The 19,153-nt window shown below is 41.7% G+C and carries 27 protein-coding genes and 1 pseudogene; 9 read left to right on the forward strand and 19 right to left on the reverse strand.

Annotated features, from left to right (window positions below; all coding sequences use genetic code 11):
- The first annotated feature begins 37 nt into the window (after positions 1–37).
- Together M1P97_RS06375 and M1P97_RS06380 are read left to right on the forward strand one after the other, a co-directional pair.
- The gene (locus M1P97_RS06375; RefSeq protein ID WP_032536584.1) at positions 38–1,018 is read left to right on the forward strand and encodes an IS982-like element IS1187 family transposase; all 981 of its coding nucleotides are present in this window, start codon (positions 38–40) and stop codon (positions 1,016–1,018) included.
- Positions 1,019–1,619: 601 nt separating this feature from the next.
- Positions 1,620–1,790: pseudogene (locus M1P97_RS06380) on the forward strand (Arm DNA-binding domain-containing protein); the annotation flags it as partial.
- A 55-nt stretch (positions 1,791–1,845) separates the two neighbouring features.
- Here the strand turns inward: M1P97_RS06380 and M1P97_RS06385 are convergent.
- Both M1P97_RS06385 and M1P97_RS06390 read right to left on the reverse strand, forming a co-directional pair.
- Positions 1,846–2,196: a helix-turn-helix domain-containing protein gene (locus M1P97_RS06385; RefSeq protein ID WP_008655857.1), complete on the reverse strand. Its 351-nt coding sequence runs from the start codon at positions 2,194–2,196 to the stop codon at positions 1,846–1,848.
- A 3-nt stretch (positions 2,197–2,199) separates the two neighbouring features.
- Positions 2,200–2,556, reverse strand: a complete 357-nt coding sequence (locus M1P97_RS06390; protein ID WP_032535420.1) for a helix-turn-helix domain-containing protein — start codon at positions 2,554–2,556, stop codon at positions 2,200–2,202.
- Positions 2,557–2,842: 286 nt separating this feature from the next.
- On the opposite strand from M1P97_RS06390, the gene M1P97_RS06395 reads away from it, so the two are divergent.
- Positions 2,843–3,136, forward strand: a complete 294-nt coding sequence (locus M1P97_RS06395; RefSeq protein ID WP_032535412.1) for a helix-turn-helix domain-containing protein — start codon at positions 2,843–2,845, stop codon at positions 3,134–3,136.
- Positions 3,137–3,175: 39 nt separating this feature from the next.
- Complete coding sequence (locus tag M1P97_RS06400) at positions 3,176–3,481, forward strand: helix-turn-helix domain-containing protein (protein WP_008645571.1); 306 nt, start codon at positions 3,176–3,178, stop codon at positions 3,479–3,481.
- A 79-nt stretch (positions 3,482–3,560) separates the two neighbouring features.
- Here M1P97_RS06400 and M1P97_RS06405 read toward each other — a convergent pair whose 3' ends face one another.
- From M1P97_RS06405 to M1P97_RS06415, 3 genes are all read right to left on the reverse strand, one after another.
- Positions 3,561–3,923: a hypothetical protein gene (locus M1P97_RS06405; RefSeq protein ID WP_008645570.1), complete on the reverse strand. Its 363-nt coding sequence runs from the start codon at positions 3,921–3,923 to the stop codon at positions 3,561–3,563.
- 11 nt (positions 3,924–3,934) lie between these two features.
- Positions 3,935–5,170, reverse strand: coding sequence for a site-specific integrase (locus M1P97_RS06410; RefSeq protein ID WP_008645569.1), 1,236 nt, complete (start codon positions 5,168–5,170; stop codon positions 3,935–3,937).
- A 427-nt stretch (positions 5,171–5,597) separates the two neighbouring features.
- A complete protein-coding gene (locus M1P97_RS06415) occupies positions 5,598–6,059 on the reverse strand; it encodes an Lrp/AsnC family transcriptional regulator (protein ID WP_075557703.1) in 462 nt (153 codons plus the stop codon).
- Between the two features lie 179 nt (positions 6,060–6,238).
- On the opposite strand from M1P97_RS06415, the gene M1P97_RS06420 reads away from it, so the two are divergent.
- Positions 6,239–7,525 (forward strand): O-acetylhomoserine aminocarboxypropyltransferase/cysteine synthase family protein, encoded by a 1,287-nt coding sequence (locus M1P97_RS06420; protein ID WP_249388670.1) that lies wholly within the window; start codon positions 6,239–6,241, stop codon positions 7,523–7,525.
- A gap of 127 nt (positions 7,526–7,652) precedes the next feature.
- Here M1P97_RS06420 and M1P97_RS06425 read toward each other — a convergent pair whose 3' ends face one another.
- Together M1P97_RS06425 and M1P97_RS06430 are read right to left on the reverse strand one after the other, a co-directional pair.
- Complete coding sequence (locus M1P97_RS06425; protein WP_249388671.1) at positions 7,653–7,883, reverse strand: hypothetical protein; 231 nt, start codon at positions 7,881–7,883, stop codon at positions 7,653–7,655.
- 15 nt (positions 7,884–7,898) lie between these two features.
- Positions 7,899–8,276, reverse strand: coding sequence for a hypothetical protein (locus M1P97_RS06430; protein ID WP_249388672.1), 378 nt, complete (start codon positions 8,274–8,276; stop codon positions 7,899–7,901).
- Between the two features lie 131 nt (positions 8,277–8,407).
- Between M1P97_RS06430 and M1P97_RS06435 the strand changes: the two genes are divergently transcribed.
- Positions 8,408–8,914: a GNAT family N-acetyltransferase gene (locus M1P97_RS06435; RefSeq protein WP_249388673.1), complete on the forward strand. Its 507-nt coding sequence runs from the start codon at positions 8,408–8,410 to the stop codon at positions 8,912–8,914.
- A 3-nt stretch (positions 8,915–8,917) separates the two neighbouring features.
- Here the strand turns inward: M1P97_RS06435 and M1P97_RS06440 are convergent, their stop codons facing one another.
- On the reverse strand, positions 8,918–9,103 hold the full coding sequence (locus M1P97_RS06440; protein WP_195373708.1) for a hypothetical protein: 186 nt from the start codon (positions 9,101–9,103) through the stop codon (positions 8,918–8,920).
- A 228-nt stretch (positions 9,104–9,331) separates the two neighbouring features.
- Here M1P97_RS06440 and M1P97_RS06445 point away from each other — a divergent pair, with 228 nt between their 5' ends.
- From M1P97_RS06445 to M1P97_RS06455, 3 genes are all read left to right on the forward strand, one after another.
- The gene (locus M1P97_RS06445; protein WP_249388674.1) at positions 9,332–10,033 is read left to right on the forward strand and encodes an alpha/beta hydrolase; all 702 of its coding nucleotides are present in this window, start codon (positions 9,332–9,334) and stop codon (positions 10,031–10,033) included.
- Positions 10,030–10,761, forward strand: coding sequence for a carbon-nitrogen hydrolase family protein (locus tag M1P97_RS06450; protein WP_249388675.1), 732 nt, complete (start codon positions 10,030–10,032; stop codon positions 10,759–10,761). Before M1P97_RS06445 ends, M1P97_RS06450 begins: the two co-directional genes overlap by 4 nt.
- Before the next feature lie 208 nt (positions 10,762–10,969).
- Positions 10,970–11,923, forward strand: coding sequence for a bifunctional helix-turn-helix transcriptional regulator/GNAT family N-acetyltransferase (locus tag M1P97_RS06455; RefSeq protein WP_249388676.1), 954 nt, complete (start codon positions 10,970–10,972; stop codon positions 11,921–11,923).
- A gap of 20 nt (positions 11,924–11,943) precedes the next feature.
- Here the strand turns inward: M1P97_RS06455 and M1P97_RS26435 are convergent, their stop codons facing one another.
- The 11 genes from M1P97_RS26435 to M1P97_RS06510 all read right to left on the reverse strand — a co-directional run bounded on the left by M1P97_RS26435 (position 11,944) and on the right by M1P97_RS06510 (position 19,153).
- Entirely contained in the window at positions 11,944–12,063 is a 120-nt protein-coding gene (locus tag M1P97_RS26435; RefSeq protein WP_195373694.1) for a group II intron maturase-specific domain-containing protein, read from the reverse strand.
- Positions 12,064–12,132: 69 nt separating this feature from the next.
- Positions 12,133–12,504, reverse strand: coding sequence for a reverse transcriptase domain-containing protein (locus tag M1P97_RS06465; RefSeq protein ID WP_317242476.1), 372 nt, complete (start codon positions 12,502–12,504; stop codon positions 12,133–12,135).
- A 125-nt stretch (positions 12,505–12,629) separates the two neighbouring features.
- On the reverse strand, positions 12,630–12,809 hold the full coding sequence (locus tag M1P97_RS06470) for a hypothetical protein (protein WP_229058567.1): 180 nt from the start codon (positions 12,807–12,809) through the stop codon (positions 12,630–12,632).
- Positions 12,810–13,518: 709 nt separating this feature from the next.
- Complete coding sequence (cap12, locus tag M1P97_RS06475) at positions 13,519–14,457, reverse strand: CBASS system CD-NTase-associated NAD(+) hydrolase Cap12 (RefSeq protein ID WP_249388677.1); 939 nt, start codon at positions 14,455–14,457, stop codon at positions 13,519–13,521.
- A gap of 11 nt (positions 14,458–14,468) precedes the next feature.
- Positions 14,469–15,113, reverse strand: coding sequence for a YecA family protein (locus M1P97_RS06480; RefSeq protein WP_249388678.1), 645 nt, complete (start codon positions 15,111–15,113; stop codon positions 14,469–14,471).
- Positions 15,097–16,047: a CBASS cGAMP synthase gene (locus tag M1P97_RS06485; RefSeq protein ID WP_249388679.1), complete on the reverse strand. Its 951-nt coding sequence runs from the start codon at positions 16,045–16,047 to the stop codon at positions 15,097–15,099. The genes M1P97_RS06480 and M1P97_RS06485 overlap by 17 nt, the downstream gene beginning before the upstream one ends.
- 183 nt (positions 16,048–16,230) lie before the next feature.
- Positions 16,231–17,202, reverse strand: a complete 972-nt coding sequence (locus M1P97_RS06490; protein ID WP_249388680.1) for a DUF5712 family protein — start codon at positions 17,200–17,202, stop codon at positions 16,231–16,233.
- A gap of 4 nt (positions 17,203–17,206) precedes the next feature.
- Positions 17,207–17,791: a BfmA/BtgA family mobilization protein gene (locus M1P97_RS06495; protein ID WP_249388681.1), complete on the reverse strand. Its 585-nt coding sequence runs from the start codon at positions 17,789–17,791 to the stop codon at positions 17,207–17,209.
- A gap of 284 nt (positions 17,792–18,075) precedes the next feature.
- Complete coding sequence (locus tag M1P97_RS06500; RefSeq protein WP_249388682.1) at positions 18,076–18,408, reverse strand: helix-turn-helix domain-containing protein; 333 nt, start codon at positions 18,406–18,408, stop codon at positions 18,076–18,078.
- Positions 18,409–18,537: 129 nt separating this feature from the next.
- Positions 18,538–18,921 (reverse strand): RteC domain-containing protein, encoded by a 384-nt coding sequence (locus M1P97_RS06505; protein WP_249388750.1) that lies wholly within the window; start codon positions 18,919–18,921, stop codon positions 18,538–18,540.
- 4 nt (positions 18,922–18,925) lie between these two features.
- Positions 18,926–19,153, reverse strand: coding sequence for a hypothetical protein (locus M1P97_RS06510; protein WP_195373219.1), 228 nt, complete (start codon positions 19,151–19,153; stop codon positions 18,926–18,928).

Here is a 19,153-nt window from a genome sequence, read left to right on the forward strand (position 1 = left end):
GTAAACCCGTTGGCGGAATTAATTTAAGTTGATAAATATGAGTAAAAAGTTGTACATGTCGCTGATTTTTAGTAACTTAGTGGTGATTAAAACATTAAGTTCAAACCATCGTATGTACAACCTTTATGCAAAATTCGTCAAAATACTTGAGATATGCAAGCAATTCTCTGAAAATCTCGTCAATGATTCGGGTAATGTTCCACGTCGTGGTCCTGTTCCCAAGTTTTCGGATTTGGAAGTGGTGGCGCTATCCCTGACGGCAGAGACCGAGAGCATTGATAGTGAGAAGTGGTTGTTCGACTATAAATTGCAAGAATACAAGGACAGCATTCCCAATCTCATATCAAGGAGACAGTTCAATGACCGCAGGAAGAAAACGTCAGGCCTGTGTGAGGAACTGCGCAAGCGGATTGCCATGGAAATGGATGGCGGAGAGGAACAATTCTTTGTTGACTCCAAGCCGATAGAGGTCTGTAGGGTTGCAAGAGGAAAACGTTGCAAGATGGGGCGTGCCGGCAATTTCTCGCAAGCTCCCGACTTCGGCTTCTGTGCTTCGCAGAACACGTATTATTTTGGTTATAAGTTACACGCTCTCTGTGGGTTAAGTGGAGTTATCCATTCCTATGATCTGTCAAAGGCAAGTGTGGCTGACCTCCATTATATGAAGGATGTAAAACATACTTATCACGACTGTAGCATCTATGGTGACAAAGGGTATATTGGAGCTGACGTACAGCTTGACTTGTTCGAAACCGCACACATAAGACTGGAGTGTCCGTATCGGCTCAACCAAAAGGATTGGAAACCGACATTCATTCCGTTTGCAAAGGCAAGAAAGAGGATTGAGACAATATTCTCACAACTTACAGACCAGTTCTTGGTCATCAGGAACTACGCGAAAATAACGAATGGTTTGTTTGCCAGAATCATTGGCAAAATTAGTGCACTTACCATTCTGCAATACGTAAACTTCATTAACGACAAGCCCATTGGCAGAATTAAGTATGCACTAAATTAATTCCGCCAACAGGTTTAGTAACTTCTTACAGGTGAATACTTGAATTCAAATCGTGGAGAAGTGAATAGACAGTATTACCCGACAGAGCAACTATGACAACGTAACGCCTTTACAAAAAAGTCGGTACACGAAACCCATAGACTAATTGTCTTGACCTAAAAGAGATTGGAATTTTCAGGACTGCCTATCACTTAGATAGAAGTCCAAGGTCTGCTGAAATACATAATTCAAAAATTGAAATTGCTTGACTGCAAATTTAGTAACTTTGCTTGACAAAGTTACTACAAAAAAGAGAAATGCGGAAAGATATAGTGATAGAATTGAGTTACAAGGGTTTCAGTCGTGCTTCCGATTATTCGTGAAGCCATCGCAATCACCGCTGAAGCCAAATCAGGACGCCGCTACGTTACTTGTCCGTAACCATGCACGGAATGGCGACAAACGGACACGGATAACGAAACAAGGCGTTAAGGATTAGTGAGTTACTGACAACTCACGCAACAAATCCGGTTACGGAAAAAGATTGCGCCGTTCCTCCCCGTTTTGCGTACCGGCGACGGACTCTTCACCAACTAATTTTGAACCTAAAAAAATAAGGACGATGAAGAGTACATTTTCAGTAATCTACTACCTCAAACGTCAGGTAGTGAAAAAGGACGGGACAGTACCCGTCATGGGACGCATTACGGTGGACGGCAGCCAAACGCAGTTCAGCTGCAAACTGACCGTCGATCCCAAGCTGTGGGACACCAAAGGGGGACGTGTCACGGGCAACCAGCACGTCCTTTTCGTCTTTTTTCTTTGCCATCTGAAAAATGTTTTAATGGTTATTTTTGAAAGAAATTATGGATACGAGCCTTGTAGAAGGCTATGTCTTCCTTGCGGAAATCCTTTACATGTTCGGAGAGGAACGTCAGCACGTCCGCCTCGCTGTAATAGGTCTTTTTGCCGAGCGTCTTGTAGGGCAGCGCGCCGATGCTGCGGTAGCGTTGCAGGGTGCGCTTGCTGATCTGGAGCAGTATGCACAGGTCTTGGTTGTCGAAAAGCCTGATCCCGTCCATCGGGTTCGGGGCTTTGCCGGACGGCTGCATGGAGAGCAGCATCTCGTCCTGACGGTCGAGCCGTTCCATCACCTTCTGCATCCAGTTCTCGAAATTGTTGCGGGTAAGCAGTTCCATGTCTTACGTCCTCCTTCCTTTGGGTCTGCCGCCCGTGCGCAGCGTGTGGTTGCGTTTCAACTGTTCCGGTGTCGCGGCTTCGCCCGTAACGGTGCTGTCTTCGAGCAGGCGGTCGATTTCCGACTGCCGGTAGCGGCACTTGCCGCGCAGCACGACATAGGCGATGCGCTGTTCGCTGCGCATGCGCTGGAGGGTGCGGCAACTCACGTTCAGCAGGTGCGCCGCCTCGCGGGTGGTGAGCAACCTGTCGGGAGCTTCTTCCTTCCTACCGCCGGAAACGGCACGCACGTGTGCCGCTATCTCGGCTATCTGTTCCGTCAATGCGGTGAAGGCGGAACTTTCCATCGTTATCACTTTCATATTCAGTTCTTTCTTTTGGTTTATTTGCATGAACATAGGCTGCGCCTCGGCATACCGTTCAAGCGGGCTTGACGTTCTGCGCTCGGCTTGCGCTATGTTTCTGCGACAAAATTCGGCAATAAACCAAATGGGCTTTAACAGCTCACTACGTGGCTCACGTAAGATTTTTACGGATAATGGCTCCGTAACCCGGACAGACGGCGCAACAAGCTGCCTTTTAGCGGGAAACGGTACGTGTTCAAGGCGGCTTCGTTACCTTTGCGGCAAACTCTGAAATGTTTTGCTTATGGAAATAGTATCTATCGAGAAAAAGACCTTCGAGATGATGGTGGCGTCCTTCAACGCCCTCGCGGAGAAGGTAGCCGCCCTGAGGCGCAGGAGCGACGGCGGGCGGATGGAAAGGTGGCTCACGGGCGAGGAGGTCTGCGGGCAGTTGAGGATCAGCCCGCGCACGTTGCAGACTTTGCGTGACAGGCGGCTTATCGGCTACTCGCAGATAAACCGCAGGTTCTATTACAAGCCGGAGGAGGTCAAAAGGCTCATTCCGCTTGTCGGCACGCTCTATCCCGGCGGAAAATGATTTGATTTTTATTATTCACAACCCACTGAATCCGAAGTTATGATGAACGAGAACAATGAAGTGTTTACGATGGAGGACGAGCCGCTTGCCACCGTCGTGCAGAACATGCGCAAAGGCTCGAAATGGCTCTCCGCCTTTCTGGAAAGTTACCGCCCGCCGTTGGACGGGGAGCGTTACCTGACGGACAGGGAGGTGGCGGAACTGCTCCGTGTCAGCCGCCGCACCTTGCAGGAGTACCGCAACAACAGGGTGCTGCCCTTTATACTTTTGGGAGGGAAGGTGCTTTACCCCGAATCGGGGTTGCGTGAACTATTGGAGGCGAACTACCGCAAGCCGATGGAATAAGGCGGCTGCATGAAAAAAGGAAACGGGCAACTCCATACGGGCTGTCCGTTTCCTTTTTCTTTTTTCTTTTTATGCGTGTTTAGCAATACCCGGCTTTTCCGTTCTGTATGAACATCACGTATGCCTGCCGCTTTTCCTTCGAGAGTGCCTTGCCCACCAGCCACGTGCGGAACACGTGTGCATGGTAGGTGTTCAGCCGGAAGGCGATGGGGATGATGATTTCCAGCGAATACACGTCGGCTGAAAGCCCGTTTTCAAGCCGCATGTAGCGACACACCTCGTAGTCGTTCAGCACGTCCGGCTTGCGGACGGCTCTGATGGCGGCGTTCACTGCCGGGACGCCCGTGTGGAACAGTCCGGCGATTTCTGTGGAGGTCATCCATATCTCGTTACCGGTTACGCTGACCGCCTTGTCCTCTATGATGATTATGTCACGTTTCATGGCTTTTCTTTTTAGATGGTGCAACCTGCAAATTCCTCGATGCCGTTCAACCTTGCGGCAAGGTTCTCCATGTCTTGGTTGAGCTTTTCTTTGGTGATTTTCGCGTATATCTGCGTCGTTTTTATGCTCTTGTGTCCCAGCATGGAACTGACCGTTTCGATGGGTACGCCGTTGGAGAGGAACACCGTCGTGGCTGCCGTGTGTCGGCTCTGATGCCACGTGATGTGCTTGGTGATGCCGCAACGCTTGGCGACGGAACGGATTCCGGCAAGGCACGTGTTGTAGTGGGGAACGGGGAAAATCCTGCCGTTCCCGCACAGACCCCGGTATTTGTCGATGATGCGCTTTGCGATGTCGAGCAGGCGGATATTGGACACCACGCCCGTCTTCTGGCGGTTGATGTTTATCCACTCGTGTTCGTCGAAGTAGGTATGGATGTTCTCTTCCGTCAGGTTGCGCATGTCGGCGAACGACAGGCCCGTGAAGGCGCAGAACAGGTAGAGGTCGCGGTAAAGCTCCTGCTTGGCGTTTTTCAGCCTGCCCTCCATCAGCAGCCGGATTTCCTCTTTCGTCAGGAAACTGCGTGTCGTTTCCTCCTTCTTGATTTCATACTCCCGGAATGGGTCGCGTGTGAGCCACTCGTTGTTGATGGCGATGAACACCATCGTCCGCAAGGGGCAGACATACAGCCACACGGTGTTGGTGCAGCAGTGCTTGTCCGTGCGCAGGAACATCTCGAAGTCGGAGATGAAGGCGGGCGTAAGCTCTTTCAGCGCGATGTCCTTCACGCGGTAGCGGATGGTGAGGAACTCTTGCAGGTGCTTGTAAACGGTCCTGTACTTCAGGAGCGTGCCTTTGGCTTTCATGCCAGCATCCACCTGTTTCTCGTAGTCTTCGTTGTGCTGCCGGAACACCTGCATCAGCGTGTGATAGCGATGTTCCAGTCCGAGAAAGGCGTTCTTGACCTTCTCCGCCGTGACGAAGTTGTCACGCTCCATGATTTCCTGATAGTGTTTGTTGATGCGCACACGCATCTTGTCGAGCATGCGGTTCGTTTCGAGTGCCGCCGAGCTTCTGCCCGTGACACGTCCCCCTTTGGTGTCCCACAGCTTGGGATCGACGGTCAGTTTGCAGCTGAACTGCGTTTGGCTGCCGTCCACCGTAATGCGTCCCATGACGGGTACTGTCCCGTCCTTTTTCACTACCTGACGTTTGAGGTAGTAGATTACTGAAAATGTACTCTTCATCGTCCTTATTTTTTTAGGTTCAAAATTAGTTGGTGAAGAGTCCGTCGCCGGTACGCAAAACGGGGAGGAACGGCGCAATCTTTTTCCGTAACCGGATTTGTTGCGTGAGTTGTCAGTAACTCACTAATCCTTAACGCCTTGTTTCGTTATCCGTGTCCGTTTGTCGCCATTCCGTGCATGGTTACGGACAAGTAACGTAGCGGCGTCCTGATTTGGCTTCAGCGGTGATTGCGATGGCTTCACGAATAATCGGAAGCACGACTGAAACCCTTGTAACTCAATTCTATCACTATATCTTTCCGCATTTCTCTTTTTTGTAGTAACTTTGTTTTATAAAAACGTAAATTTTTTCATAGTTAAGGTTTTGGTTAAGAAATGGCCCACTTGTGAAAGTTAGCCATTTCGTTTTTTTATACCTATCCACTTCTTAAACATGAATGCCATAGTCATGCTTCACTTCATCCATAACGAAAGTGCTTTCCAGAGAACCCAGACTGTCAATCGTTCCCAACACATTGAGAATAAACTCCTGGTAGTATTTCATACTCGGAGCATGGATCTTCAGAAGATAATCATAACGCCCGGATATGTTGTAGCATTCTGTTACCTGGGGAATATCCTGTATTATCCGCGTAAACTCGGCTGCGATATCCCGGTTAAGCCTGCTCAGTTTTACACTGCAAAAAACCACAAAGCCCTGATTTAACTTTTCGGCATCCAATACGGCAATATACTTCTTTATATATCCATTACTTTCAAGTCGTTTAAGCCGTTCAAACACAGGTGTCGATGAAAGACTCACCCGGGCAGCCAGCTCTTTTGTCGTCAACCGGGCATTCTCTTGCAGCGTACGGAGAATTTGCAAATCCGTTTTATCCAAAGTATCCATAGAATAAAATTCTTTACAAGAAACCTTTTTAACAGTTCCTCAATTCATATTTTCTTTATACAACCACAAATATAGTGATATTTTCCATATTTAATCTAAATATTGTTTGATATAACCAAGCTGTATACATTTGTCAGAAAATAATTCAAGAACAAACAAACTAAAAAGAATATACAATTATGGCAACAAAGAAATTACATTTCGAGACATTACAAATTCATGTAGGACAAGAACAAGCCGATCCAACTACGGATGCACGTGCAGTTCCCATTTACCAGACTACTTCATACGTGTTCCATAATTCTGCCCACGCAGCAGCCCGCTTCGGTTTACAGGACCCGGGCAATATTTATGGGCGCCTGACTAACTCTACACAGGGAGTTTTCGAACAACGTGTAGCCGCACTCGAAGGAGGTGTGGCCGGATTGGCTCTCGCTTCAGGAGCAGCAGCCGTTACGTATGCATTCGAGAATATCACCCGTGCAGGCGATCATATTGTAGCTGCCAAAACTATTTATGGAGGAAGTTATAACCTACTGGCACATACACTCCCTACATACGGTGTGACAACGACATTTGTCGATCCCTCCGACTTATCGAACTTTGAAAAAGCGATCCAGGAAAATACAAAAGCTGTTTTCATCGAGACACTAGGCAATCCGAACTCAAATATTATCGATATAAAGGCTGTCGCCGATATCGCCCATCGACACAAAATACCTTTGATTATCGACAATACTTTTGGCACACCTTACCTGATCCGTCCCATTGAACACGGTGCAGATATTGTTGTACACTCTGCCACCAAGTTCATAGGTGGACACGGTTCTTCATTGGGTGGTGTCATTGTCGACTCCGGTAAATTCGACTGGGTTGCTTCTGGCAAGTTTCCTCAACTGACTGAGCCCGATCCAAGTTATCACGGTGTACGTTTTATTGATGCCGCCGGTCCGGCAGCTTATGTAACCCGCATCCGTGCAATCCTGTTACGCGATACGGGAGCAGCCATTAGCCCATTCAATGCCTTTATACTGCTGCAAGGTTTGGAAACTCTTTCATTACGCGTAGAGCGTCACGTGGAAAATGCACTGAAAGTCGTAGAGTATTTAAGAAACCATCCGAAAGTGAAGAAAGTTAATCACCCGGCATTAATAACACATCCCGACCATGCCCTTTATGAACAATATTTCCCGAAAGGAGCCGGTTCCATCTTCACAATCGAGATAAACGGGGGACAAGAAGAAGCGCACCGCTTTATAGACAGTTTGGAAATATTTTCACTGTTGGCAAACGTTGCTGATGTGAAATCATTGGTTATCCATCCAGCCAGCACAACACATTCGCAACTCAATGCAAAAGAGTTGGCAGAACAAGAAATTTATCCGGGTACAGTACGCTTATCAATCGGAACAGAACATATCGATGACCTGCTGGCCGATCTGGATCAGGCCCTTGCTAAAATATAAAAGTAATTTCCGTTATCAGAAATGAAACATTTTTGAAGTTGACAGTTGACAAGTGACATCTGTCAACTTCATTTTCATATTGTCAGTACATATCAAGGATAATTATCCACTATCGTTACGGATATAGTCACCAATGACGAACGAAATTTCCCATCATCATACGGAGATATTCATCCGTCCAGAAGCGGAAACTCGAGGGGTCCAGATAGTCTTTACTTCCTATCGGCGTATCACCGTTGTCGAAATAACCCAAATCACTCTCCAAAGGATGTATTGTAATAGCTCCCCGACGATGATCCGTTATATCATGCCGTATTGGTTCCGTATAACAGGGTGATACGAAGATTCTTGATAACATTGGTGTAGTTGGTCTCTATTCCTGTTGCCGCAGTAAGCCCGATGACCAGCTCGTCAAGAGATACATCATATATTCAAATTCGATCTTTAAACCATCGTCGGTCGTAAAGGGATAACCAGGGAGATAAAAGGCGCCGACCTCACTCTTCTTTGTTGTGAGTTGCAGGCCGAGTTCATCGACAAGCTTCGCTTTATTAAACCTGTCCACACCCGGTTTAGCCGATGGATTATTAGGAACAGGCTTTTCCACATCCTTCATCTCTCCATCCAGAAAAAAACGGAAAAACGGAAAACTACCTATCCCTTCCGACTTTGCCAATACCAGGTCGAAACGGTTAGTTTCCTTGATAAGGGAAACAGGATATACGGAATAGATAATTTCTACCGGATGCATATCATATCATCACCCCGCAGGAAAAAGAGGATATAAAAGACAAACTGGTTGTTCTTTAACCAACAGTATAATATCATAGATGATCTTTTAAAATAATTCTTTACTTTTACAGCCCTAAAGAGTTATGATATATGATAAGAGAGGTAAGATTAGAAGATGTGAAAGCTATTACGGCTATTTATAACGAATATGTTATAAACAGTACAGCCACATTCGAAACACAGCCTGTGAAAGAGGAAGAAATGTGCGCCCGTGTAAGAGCGATCTCAACTAATTTTCCTTATTTTGTTTATGAAGCTGACAACGAAATTGCAGGTTATTGCTATGCTCACCCGTGGAAAGAGAAAGCGGCCTATAAATACACGCTGGAAACCACAATCTACCTCTCTCCCAAACACACAGGCAAAGGCATCGGACGTCAACTCCTGCAAAAATTGATCGACGAATGCCATCGCAGAGGCTTCCATGCACTCATCGCCTGCATAACGGAAGGAAATGAAACAAGTAACATCTTACATGCCAAACTAGGCTTCAACCAGGTATCCAGGTTCGAACAAGTCGGATTGAAGTTCGACCGCTGGCTGGGAGTAGCGGATTACGAATTGGTGTTAAGCCCTACCGGTCTGTCTTCTATTTGAAAATTACTTCTCATTCCGGGCAAGGGCAAGTGTCAACGTCCGGAAGACATGTGAATAATCTTCCGAATGGCTCATGGCCACTATGTGTTTGATTAACTCTTCATGGACATTGGACGTTTCTATGTTAATCGCTTTCTGCGGCTTTTCAGGCAATAGCCCGAGAAGTTTCATTTTCGATAAGTTATTCATTCGTTCAATTTTTAGATTGTGAATAAAGTTGACTCTTATATTTGTATTACTCTCCTGGATAAAAGTAGGTTGATTTTTATTCCTGTTAAAAGTTAATAGACAAACCTCCCTATTCAGATGACGAAATGAAGAATTAAGTCGATAACAGACACAAAGATAAATCCAAGCGATTTTGCCTGATTGAAAATTAAGCCATACTTTTGTCCAAAAGTGACAAAATAATTGATCATGAAAAAGACAGTCCTTACAATAAATAATATACCTGCCATCCTATGGGGAAACAACGCCGAAAAAGTCATTATTGCAATCCATGGAAATATGTCAAATAAAGCCGATATACCGATTGAAATCGTTGCAAAAAATGCGTTGGCAAACAACTATCAGGTACTGAGCTTCGACCTTCCGGAACACGGAGATCGCATCAAAGAAGGCACGCCTTGCAAAGTCCAGTATTGTATCAAAAACCTGGCCGACATCATGCAATATGCAAAAGCCAACTGGAAACATATCAGTTTATTTGCAAACAGTCTGGGAGCCTATTTCAGCCTCCTGGCCTATCCTGACGAACCGGTAGAAAAAACCTGGTTCCTCTCCCCGATCGTCGATATGCAACGTCTTATCGAAAATATGATGGGCTGGTTTTCCGTTACGGAAGAAGAACTGGAAAGCAAACAAACCATATCCACTCCCATGGGACAAAAGCTATATTGGGATTATTACAGTTTCGTAAAAAACCATCCGGTATCCCATTGGACTATTCCTACTTATATTTTATATGGCAGCCAAGACGAACTATGTGAAAACGACATCATATACCAATTTGCCGAGCAGTTTTCCTGCCGGTTGGAGATTGTCGAGGGATCAGCTCATTACTTCCATACAGAGAAACAATTAGAGGTATTCAACAAATTCATAGCAGAAAATATATGAAAATAAGTATTGCACAAATAGAAGCAATCAAAGGTGATATCGAAAAGAACCTGGATAAACACCTGCAGTTTATCGAAGCTGCATCTTCCGGACAATCAGACCTAATCATGTTTCCCGAACTATCACTTACAGGCTACGAACCAGGGCTGGCAAAAGAGTTGGCAACCCATTCAATGGACGACAGGTTGAATCCCTTGCAAAAAATAAGCGACAAAAAGAATATTATCATAGGTGCAGGACTTCCCATCAACGACAATAATAACTTATTTATCGGCATGATTATTTTCCAGCCGGGAAAAGAGAGGATCACCTATTCAAAACAATACCTATATCCTACGGAAAAAAATATATTCACACCCGGCAATACCCCTTGTCTCATACCCCTGGACGAAACCAATATCATTGCCCCAGCCATCTGCTACGAACTATCCAATAAGGAACACACCGCCTATGCGCATAAGATGAATGCAACCATCTACATGGCAAGCGTCCTCAACTCCGTCAACGGCGTAAACGCCGATATTGAAAAACTCTCTAATATAGCTTCTACATATAAAATGACAACTTTCATGTCAAACTACATCGGGGAATCAGGCGGCTACGAATGTGCCGGCAAATCCTCCATCTGGAATACGGAAGGAGAACTAATCGCACAGCTCGACAATCGGACGGAAGGCATACTGACTTATGACACCCTGGATAAATCAGTCGAAATACGCAAGAGATGAAAAGAATATGTTAAAAATACGATCGGAAGAAGGAATAATAAGTATGGATTGTTCCGACTGATTATCAGACAAAACTTGAAAAAGCTACTTGCATCAAAATAATATGTAATCGATTACACATTCCCCTCAAAAAGTTTGGGTTTTCAAATAATACTCCATAGATTTGCGTAATCAATTACATATCTACTTATATTAAATTTGAAAGAACATGAATTTCTTTGAAAAGACGGGCAAAATGGCTATCGGTAGCAGATTACGTATGCTGACCGATAAAATAACGGTAGATGCTACTTCCATCTACAAAATGTACGGGATCAATCTGAACCCCAAATGGTTTCCCGTATTTTTTATCTTATCACAAGGCGAAGCGATGGCAATCACGTCTATCGCAAAAGAAATAGGACATTCGCACCCTTCAGTAAGCAATATTGTAAAGGAGATGCAAACGAAGAGCCTCGTGAAAGAGATTGCAGATAAAACCGATAAGAGAAAAAAACTTATCGCTTTATCCACAAAGGGAAAACAAATGTCAGAAATCCTGGCTGAGTCACTTATAGATGTAACGACTGCTATTGATGATATTTCTAAGGAAACCCGTAATGATTTATGGAAAGCAATTGGAGAATGGGAAGATTTGTTATCCGAGAAAAGTTTATTGCAACGAGTAAAAGAAGCAAAGAAAATCAGAGAAAACAAGGATATACAGATAATCCCCTATGAGCCAAGTCATCAACCAATATTCAAATCTTTGAATGAAAACTGGATTACTTCACATTGGCAATTGGAAGCACATGATCTGGAAATACTTGATTATCCACAAGAAAATATATTGGATAAGGGCGGTTATATTTTTGTTGCAACCTATAAAGGTGAACCAGTCGGTGTATGTTCCCTTTGCAAAATGAATGATTCGATATATGATTACGAATTAGCAAAACTTGCCGTAACACCCGATATTCATGGAAAAGGCATCGGACGACTTTTATGCGAAGCTGTAATAAACCAAGCAAAAGAACTAGGCGCAACAAAGATATTCTTAGAAAGTAATACTCTTTTAAAACCGGCAATCAATCTTTATCGCAAACTGGACTTCAAAGAAGTTGCAGAATATCACCCATTGTATGCCAGAGGTGACATTCAAATGGAGTTAACCATAAAATAATCCTGCTCATCTATTAGAAATCAAGTAGGAGGAAAACGAAGTAGTTTTCTTCCTACTTTCGTTTTCTTCCAACATTTCCAAATACACATCCGAAGTCGGTGCCTGTACCATTCATCAAGTGTAACTTTTGGGATGGACATTTAGGCGGCATTCACCGGAAAGGACTTAAAGGACCACCTTGAGGGACTCCGGAAGGACTATCTATAAACTTAACCTATTGGAATTCCGGCCAAAAGGTATTTATGGATGAGCGAAACAACTCGACTATCCGTTATACGTCTGGATAGGAGTTCTATCAGCCGACTATGGTTGACTGTGTCGAAGAATCGCTCCAAATCTAAGTCAACAGCATATTTATAGCTGGAGGTGATATAAGTTTGAGCTTGTTTTAATGCATCATGGCTGCTCCGATAAGGACCGAATCCATAACTGGAATCACTAAATTCTCGCTCGTAGAAGGGAGAGAGAATTTGTGATAGAGACCGTTGAACAAAACGGTCTACTACCGTAGGAATGCCCAGTTGACGTTTATTGCCGTCATTCTTGGGAATTTCTACACGAAAACAGGATTTGGGCGGTATTTACCTGGCTAATGGCTGACGACAACTCTTCTTTATGAAGCCGTAACCAGGGTAAGAGGTCGTCGGTTTTCATTCCATCGACTCCCCCACTTCCATGATTGGACACGACTTGTTTGTAAGCCTTGTCAGGTATGTGGCGAAAGGATTTGTTCCAGTAGAGCGTCCCCCGTAAAACGTACTTCCGTGAGGTTATTTTCTGTTATCCCAAGGAAAGTCTGCACTCCACCATAGCCTTCGGACTCCGTCCTATTCCCATCGTGACAGCTATCACTACCCGTTGATATTTTCTGCATTCGTTCTTTCATCAGGCAACATTCATTCACTACTCACTTACAATAAGGTTCTGCCCTTCAATACTTGGTTAGACTTCCTGCTGTACATTTTTTTCCATGAGCTGACTTGTATCCGTATCTACTACGGCATCTGCTGACTTCTCACAGCAAGCTTTACTCCGTGCTTCTGAAAAAAACATCTGCACGTCTGTAAGACCTCCCCAGTTAAGACTCTATTCTTTCCATCTTATACCTACTTGATTTACCATGAACGTTCCGAATAGCTATCAGGCTTTTATTTTGATTGGCAAACTAACCCACGTTCTTGGCCCTTATATCAAGTTTCTGTTCGTCAGGTCAGATGTTTGCCGCCGACTTCCTTCAGATTCCAACTCACGATGGACACCCTTGTCTTGGGCCGGACACTTCCCACTATCAGGGTGTATTGAGGACTTGCACCTGGTAGAATAGAAACATGCTGGGCGAACAAAAGAAATCCCTGATAATATTTAATTACCAGGGATTTGCTTGATTTTTCTTTTGTTTTCAGTGATCCGCCTGGGGTTCTCCTATCGAAGTTACCACGCTGATATTTAAAACTTTATATCTTTTGCTTCAAGCATATCCCATGAATTATCCCACTAATTTGCTACGTGCTTTTGCAGCAGTTTGCTCATGGAGAATACTAGGGACAAAGATAGTAAATTAATTGATTTCTTAAAATATTATTCTCAAAACGTGTTTATGCTTCCAAATCTTTGCGTACCAAAACCATTTCATCAAATCCACCTCTAATAAGTAGTTTTTTGAGTGTAGTTATGAACCGTCTTAGCTCTCTATTTAATATAATAGTATAATCAGGGGTAAACTTATTGAAATCTTGAGGTAATAAGTTGGAAATTGCATGATTAATACCTGAAATTACAGTAGGAAAGTCAAGAATATCTAAAGTATTCTCTTTTATCTGAGCATCAATTGTTATATTTCTAGGTCTTCCTGAGCAATTAAACGTTATATCTTTTGTATTCAAATTCTTTTTTATTTTTTGAAATTGTAAATTTACATCACTGTTAATTGTATTAGGGATGATAATGTTTATATTGCAATTCTTGTATTTGCAGCCATCGATCTCAAGACCTCCATTTTCTATAAGGTATCGGCATGTAGGCTTAATGAAGTTTTCATAGTAAACAGCAGCGAGGGTTGCAGATGGGAAAAAGTTTATATCATCATCATCTGTTGCAAGGAACATATCACGGATTTTTCGGGTTTCATTAATCAAACTGCTTGGGTCTGCATTATCAAATCTAGCTAAAGTTAATCCGTTAAAGTCAGATGGTAATTTCACCTGTCTATCAATAAGGAATGCACATTTTGATGTGCCTAAACGTCCAGTGAACAGACCTAGTTCAAAAATAACATTGTCTCTAGGTTGTAATACTTCTTTTTCTCTAACTACAACTTTATCATCTGTTGTTCCAATTAATATACCAAAATCAAATTGTAAAGATGCTTTCAGTAAATTGGATAGAAAATTTTGATTTAACTTAAAAACGGAAGTGTCCCAAACATTTTCGTCCCATATTGTAACATCAAAATTATCTTCTAAAAGGCTTTTAACAGCTTTTGCAATTTTCAATTCTTCGCTAGAAGAACCAATAAACAATTTTTTCTTTATCATAAATAATTGTATTAAGAGATTATGAATTTCAAATGTTTCAATATATTGTCTTTGCCAATCTGTCGAAGTGTGTCAAACACTAGTTGATGGCATTTTTTAAATTTGCATCTACTTCCACAAATACATAAGTCATTACGTCCTATTTTAAGTTTTTCTATTCCAAATGCATATTTTATATATTGTATCCATTTTTCTTGATCTGATGTTTTCATCAATGCTGTGTAAAATACGAAAATGCCTTTATTTCCGTGTGGATATTCATCTTTATACTTACCCGTAATTTTTTTGTAACATTGATTTGCCAAATATGGTATTACCTGCTTTCTTATAAATTCTATAATACTAATTCCATGTTTACATTGCAAAATTTCATCTGGGTCAACTGTTATACAGCATGAATTGTCACTGTATTTATGCCAGTCAGGATTACAAGGGATATTTCCTCCTACTTCTAATAGTTTAGGAAAGCGATATGGAAATCCTTTAGCATAATGTATCTCAATAAGAAAACTCTGAATAGTTTCCTGCTCAGAGTTTTTTATATCAATTATTCCTTGCAAATACTTCTGTTCATTTTTAGTCTTAATACGCAAATTAGGTAATTCCAAACAGGTATCAGCCAGTTGATTCTCAAATATTTTATAACCCTTTGTCATAATATGGTTTTGATGAACCTATGACAGTAGTAATTGTATTTGCTTTTATTTCACTTTCGTCTTTATCTTCACCATCGGGGAATCGGTCACCTAAATGCTTTTGCCATAAATGACTAGCTTTAAGTTGATTTTTTTCTTCGTCTACTGCTTTTTTAGCATCTGAAATAAATGAAGATAGGTTATTCATGAATTTATTTTTTCGTGCTTCATCATATTCTTCAAAAATATCATCATGTGGAGTTGCAGGTACAATGCATTCAAACTTGTCTTTAAGTATTTTTTCTATTTCTATTAATGTAAACTTTAGTGCAACATCATCTCGATCATGTGTTTGAAAATTGTCCATAGAAAGAATAGTCATGGCTAGACCACTTGGCATTTTATCTCTTTTGTAATCACACCAAGCCTTTAAATATCTTACTATTCTTAACAATTGTCCTTTACTGTCTTTAGCTTCATTAAATGTTGCTACCATTTCTTTGGGATCGTCTTCTCTCCAGTCTTCATTTTTAATGGCTAAGAATGGATGTTTATCCACCTTCTTATCAAATATATAAACAGGTAAGTCGATGTTATAGTCTGCTTTGTAATCTACTGTAATGCATTTTTTACGATGGCTAATATTATCTGTTGTTCCCGTTACAGCATCTTTTACCCAAGATTGCAAAGTGGTGCAACTTACATTATCTGGATTTTTTTCGAAATAAACTCCGTCATCAATATCACAGGTATCATCTTTAGTTCTAATCGTCGTTTTCATCTTGTAGGAACCTTGCATCCAAAATGTAGGGTGATAATTTGGATGATTTTTACTAAAGTGTGTTCTGATTTTATCTCTTAGATTATCTCTAGAGGTTATCAGGCGATTTTTTTTAGTATTCGTGATCTGTAAATCAGAATTGAATGTTTGAAAAAGAGAGTGAGTGTTTGCCATATATTGCTGTTTTTTAATTATATAAAAAAGATCAAATTCTATTCCAAATTAGAGTAACTGACAAAATGGCGTATTTTATGATCTATATATATGCAAGTGTTGCCATTTGCTTCTGACATATATGTCACTTCAGTTAATATATTAATATGTAGTTATTTTATTTGTTTCTTTATAACCTTAAAATTACAGTCTATATCTCTTCTTTTTTTTCTTCTCGATTTTTGGCATATGTTCTTCAATATAGGATGGTGAGTCCATAATCAATGAAGTAAATGAAAAGAAAGAATTGGATGTTTGATTGTTTTCTTGATTGAAAGGTGTATTAATAGGAAGCTTATTTTCTTGATTGGTGATAATATGGATATCTTCCTTGAAAAGCTGATTGTTTGTTTCTTTGTTATCAAAATTGACACAATACTTGTTTTTTTGATTTTTAGCCTGATTGATTTTTGCTTTTCTCCCATTGGCTTGGAGCTCTTGTTCCTGCAATTTAAGTTGTCTGAATGTTGAATCGTTCTTCATTGTGTTGCGGTAATCAAACGATTCAGTCAATTGACGATTATAACCAAACAGTTTGTCAAATCCCTGTTCCACATCTTGGAACAGGTTTACACGGTCAAAACCTCCCGTTACCGTTCCTTTCTTAGTGTTCTTATGATTGGTTAGTGGCGATAGCTTTTTTTTATTCGCTTGGTCTTTCCGGCTCACTATCAAATGGCAGTGCATATTCAGTTCGTTATCGGAACGGTTACGGTCAAAATGGATCTTACCGTAAAACTTTATATCACTTGCGGATAACTCCCTATTGAAATTATTAGCATATTCGGGGATAAATACCTCACGGATATAGCGTTTCATGGCTTCGGCTTGTTCTTGTTCTGTATTGCCCATCGTCCGAAGCTCACTTTCCGATGGGCTGACATGGATGGCATAAAACTTAGCATCCGTTTTTAGGAGTTGCCCTATATTACTATCTAAATCTTTTATAACGGTTGATTTATAGATATTATCATCTGCCAGATTGAAAAAGCCTTCGGTATAGAAGCCCTTTTCCATTCGTTCTAAATCTTCATGTTCAAGATAATTAGCTAGCTGTCGGCTACTTCCAGCATTATTATACGTTCCGTTTGATGGTGGAGCAAAGTCTATGTGCATAATCCTATAAATTTATCAGATTGCTGATTTCAGCTTTCAGGTTTTCTTTCCTTTTGCTATCCATCACACCACAAGCGGACAGTTCCGAATGGAGTTGTATCAGTTGAAGTAGCTTTTTATAATCCCGTTGATGTATTTGGTAAAGTGCGTTAATCTGTTTGGACTGGTTGTTTATCACATCTGCATGATTACAGAACTGCTCACTTAACTTTTTTAGTATGGCTGTTTGTCTCTCCTGACTGGCTTCCAGTTGAGAGAGAATAAGAGTTTCTAAAGTTTTGCCGATAACATCAAAACGCAAAGCGATAGAATTTGTTGCCCGTATCATCGGATTCAGTTGCTCTTCCTCATAGTGACGAATGAAACGGATAATATCATCCTGCCTCTTATTTATTTTCGCCAGTTCCGATTTTACGGATTCAGGTGCTTCGGATGGGTTGATATGCGCCTTATCTATATATCCGAAAGCCAACTTTACAACTTCGCTCTTTTTCAGTGAATAGCGTTTGCATATCTTTTCTACCAAAGTTGCCGTTTCCTTGTCTATGGAAATGGTAGTGAATATCGTTTTTCGACTGCTATTGGGCATGATAATTACTTTTTTATAGAAATATGAATAGATAAATACCTGATAATAAGCGTTGCAAAGAAAATGCTTATTACAGGTGTCATTACAGCGTGTTCTGGTAACACGCTAAAGCCGAAGGCTTTGCCCCGCAGGGCAAGAGGGAGAACAGGACAAAGTCCAGTTCCCTCTTGCTCGATTTAGCGAAACGGGCTGAACCGATAGGTGAGGCAGTTTGTGCTAAATCGGGGTGGTGGCACAAAGGAATAGCCTGAACATAGGCTTCTTTCCTCTGCTACTTTTTGCTATCAGGGCTGATTTGCTAACTGATTGGCTTTTTCAAACTGTTTGTAGGTCTGAGAATCGGCATATTCACGGACAAAAGCCCGAATATCACTTGCTCTGTAGTATGTTTTCCGTCCAATGGTAAAGTAGGGAAGTGCACCTTTTGCCCGATAGCGTTGTAGGGTTCTGAAAGATGCTTTCAACAGAAAGGCTAAGTCTTGATTATCCAACAGCCTTTCGTTTTCATCGAATACAGTATCGGTATTGACAAGAGATTTCAAGTCTTGCCCGATTTCGGTGAGTTTCTTGGATAGCTTCTCCATCCACTTCTCGAAGTTTTCGTTGTCTATATACATTTTACTTCAATTTTAAGTTCAACATTATTATTTTCAATCGATTGATGAAGCAAATTTCGGAAGAACAATGCAAATAAGTTAGGGGAGTAGATATACTACACCCCTAACAATTATTGATAAGTGTCTGATTTATAAATAGCCTTTCTTTTCACTTTCTTCGATAATGGCTTTGCGAAGTAAATCCAAAAACTCCGTGCGTTTATTGGCTTTCCGGCAAATTACATTCTCGTGTTTTTTATGAATGTCCCCCAACTTGATGTTGAAAAGCCATTCAAAGGTTCTACCAATTTCCGTTAGTGGTGATTCTTTTCCAGTATAAGTAACTACTCTTTTCGTAAGAAATAATCCACTAACCAGTTCCATGATTTTAACGAGATAGGTTTCATCTGTTAGATACAATGGCGAGGATGGCAAGTTGTTATTTCGGTTCTGAAACGAACTTGGATATTGGATTTTCAGATTGAACAGTTCTAGTTCTGAATTGACAATAGCCAGTGTCTTTTGTAAGAACAGCTTTTTAAGCGCATTTTTCCCCCTGTCCGTAAAGAGGTGCTGTTTCAAGTGAAGCTATCTCAATACGGGTAGCTACAAGAATCCGATAAGTAGTTGAATAGTCATTTTTATTACTCACGGTTCTAATTTGTTCAACAAATTCACCATAGGCATCTCGCATTTCTTCATTAGTAACTTCCTGTGAGGCTTTAGACAATAGTCCAAATATCCTCATTTGTAATAAATCATTCAT

Source organism: Parabacteroides leei (assembly GCF_023369805.1).
In the GTDB taxonomy this organism is placed as follows: Bacteria; Bacteroidota; Bacteroidia; order Bacteroidales; family Tannerellaceae; genus Parabacteroides; species Parabacteroides leei.

Excerpts from the sequence above, each read along its gene's own strand:
- M1P97_RS06375 (WP_032536584.1), top strand. The coding sequence starts at position 38 with ATGAGTAAAAAGTTGTACATGTCGCTGATTTTTAGTAACTTAGTGGTG.
- M1P97_RS06385 (WP_008655857.1), bottom strand. The coding sequence starts at position 2,196 with ATGGAACTGCTTACCCGCAACAATTTCGAGAACTGGATGCAGAAGGTG.
- M1P97_RS06390 (WP_032535420.1), bottom strand. The coding sequence starts at position 2,556 with ATGAAAGTGATAACGATGGAAAGTTCCGCCTTCACCGCATTGACGGAA.
- M1P97_RS06395 (WP_032535412.1), top strand. The coding sequence starts at position 2,843 with ATGGAAATAGTATCTATCGAGAAAAAGACCTTCGAGATGATGGTGGCG.
- M1P97_RS06400 (WP_008645571.1), top strand. The coding sequence starts at position 3,176 with ATGATGAACGAGAACAATGAAGTGTTTACGATGGAGGACGAGCCGCTT.
- M1P97_RS06405 (WP_008645570.1), bottom strand. The coding sequence starts at position 3,923 with ATGAAACGTGACATAATCATCATAGAGGACAAGGCGGTCAGCGTAACC.
- M1P97_RS06410 (WP_008645569.1), bottom strand. The coding sequence starts at position 5,170 with ATGAAGAGTACATTTTCAGTAATCTACTACCTCAAACGTCAGGTAGTG.
- M1P97_RS06415 (WP_075557703.1), bottom strand. The coding sequence starts at position 6,059 with ATGGATACTTTGGATAAAACGGATTTGCAAATTCTCCGTACGCTGCAA.
- M1P97_RS06420 (WP_249388670.1), top strand. The coding sequence starts at position 6,239 with ATGGCAACAAAGAAATTACATTTCGAGACATTACAAATTCATGTAGGA.
- M1P97_RS06425 (WP_249388671.1), bottom strand. The coding sequence starts at position 7,883 with ATGTTATCAAGAATCTTCGTATCACCCTGTTATACGGAACCAATACGG.
- M1P97_RS06430 (WP_249388672.1), bottom strand. The coding sequence starts at position 8,276 with ATGCATCCGGTAGAAATTATCTATTCCGTATATCCTGTTTCCCTTATC.
- M1P97_RS06435 (WP_249388673.1), top strand. The coding sequence starts at position 8,408 with ATGATAAGAGAGGTAAGATTAGAAGATGTGAAAGCTATTACGGCTATT.
- M1P97_RS06440 (WP_195373708.1), bottom strand. The coding sequence starts at position 9,103 with ATGAATAACTTATCGAAAATGAAACTTCTCGGGCTATTGCCTGAAAAG.
- M1P97_RS06445 (WP_249388674.1), top strand. The coding sequence starts at position 9,332 with ATGAAAAAGACAGTCCTTACAATAAATAATATACCTGCCATCCTATGG.
- M1P97_RS06450 (WP_249388675.1), top strand. The coding sequence starts at position 10,030 with ATGAAAATAAGTATTGCACAAATAGAAGCAATCAAAGGTGATATCGAA.
- M1P97_RS06455 (WP_249388676.1), top strand. The coding sequence starts at position 10,970 with ATGAATTTCTTTGAAAAGACGGGCAAAATGGCTATCGGTAGCAGATTA.
- M1P97_RS26435 (WP_195373694.1), bottom strand. The coding sequence starts at position 12,063 with ATGTCCATCCCAAAAGTTACACTTGATGAATGGTACAGGCACCGACTT.
- M1P97_RS06470 (WP_229058567.1), bottom strand. The coding sequence starts at position 12,809 with ATGAAAGAACGAATGCAGAAAATATCAACGGGTAGTGATAGCTGTCAC.
- cap12 (WP_249388677.1), bottom strand. The coding sequence starts at position 14,457 with ATGATAAAGAAAAAATTGTTTATTGGTTCTTCTAGCGAAGAATTGAAA.
- M1P97_RS06480 (WP_249388678.1), bottom strand. The coding sequence starts at position 15,113 with ATGACAAAGGGTTATAAAATATTTGAGAATCAACTGGCTGATACCTGT.
- M1P97_RS06485 (WP_249388679.1), bottom strand. The coding sequence starts at position 16,047 with ATGGCAAACACTCACTCTCTTTTTCAAACATTCAATTCTGATTTACAG.
- M1P97_RS06490 (WP_249388680.1), bottom strand. The coding sequence starts at position 17,202 with ATGCACATAGACTTTGCTCCACCATCAAACGGAACGTATAATAATGCT.
- M1P97_RS06495 (WP_249388681.1), bottom strand. The coding sequence starts at position 17,791 with ATGCCCAATAGCAGTCGAAAAACGATATTCACTACCATTTCCATAGAC.
- M1P97_RS06500 (WP_249388682.1), bottom strand. The coding sequence starts at position 18,408 with ATGTATATAGACAACGAAAACTTCGAGAAGTGGATGGAGAAGCTATCC.
- M1P97_RS06510 (WP_195373219.1), bottom strand. The coding sequence starts at position 19,153 with ATGAATGATTTATTACAAATGAGGATATTTGGACTATTGTCTAAAGCC.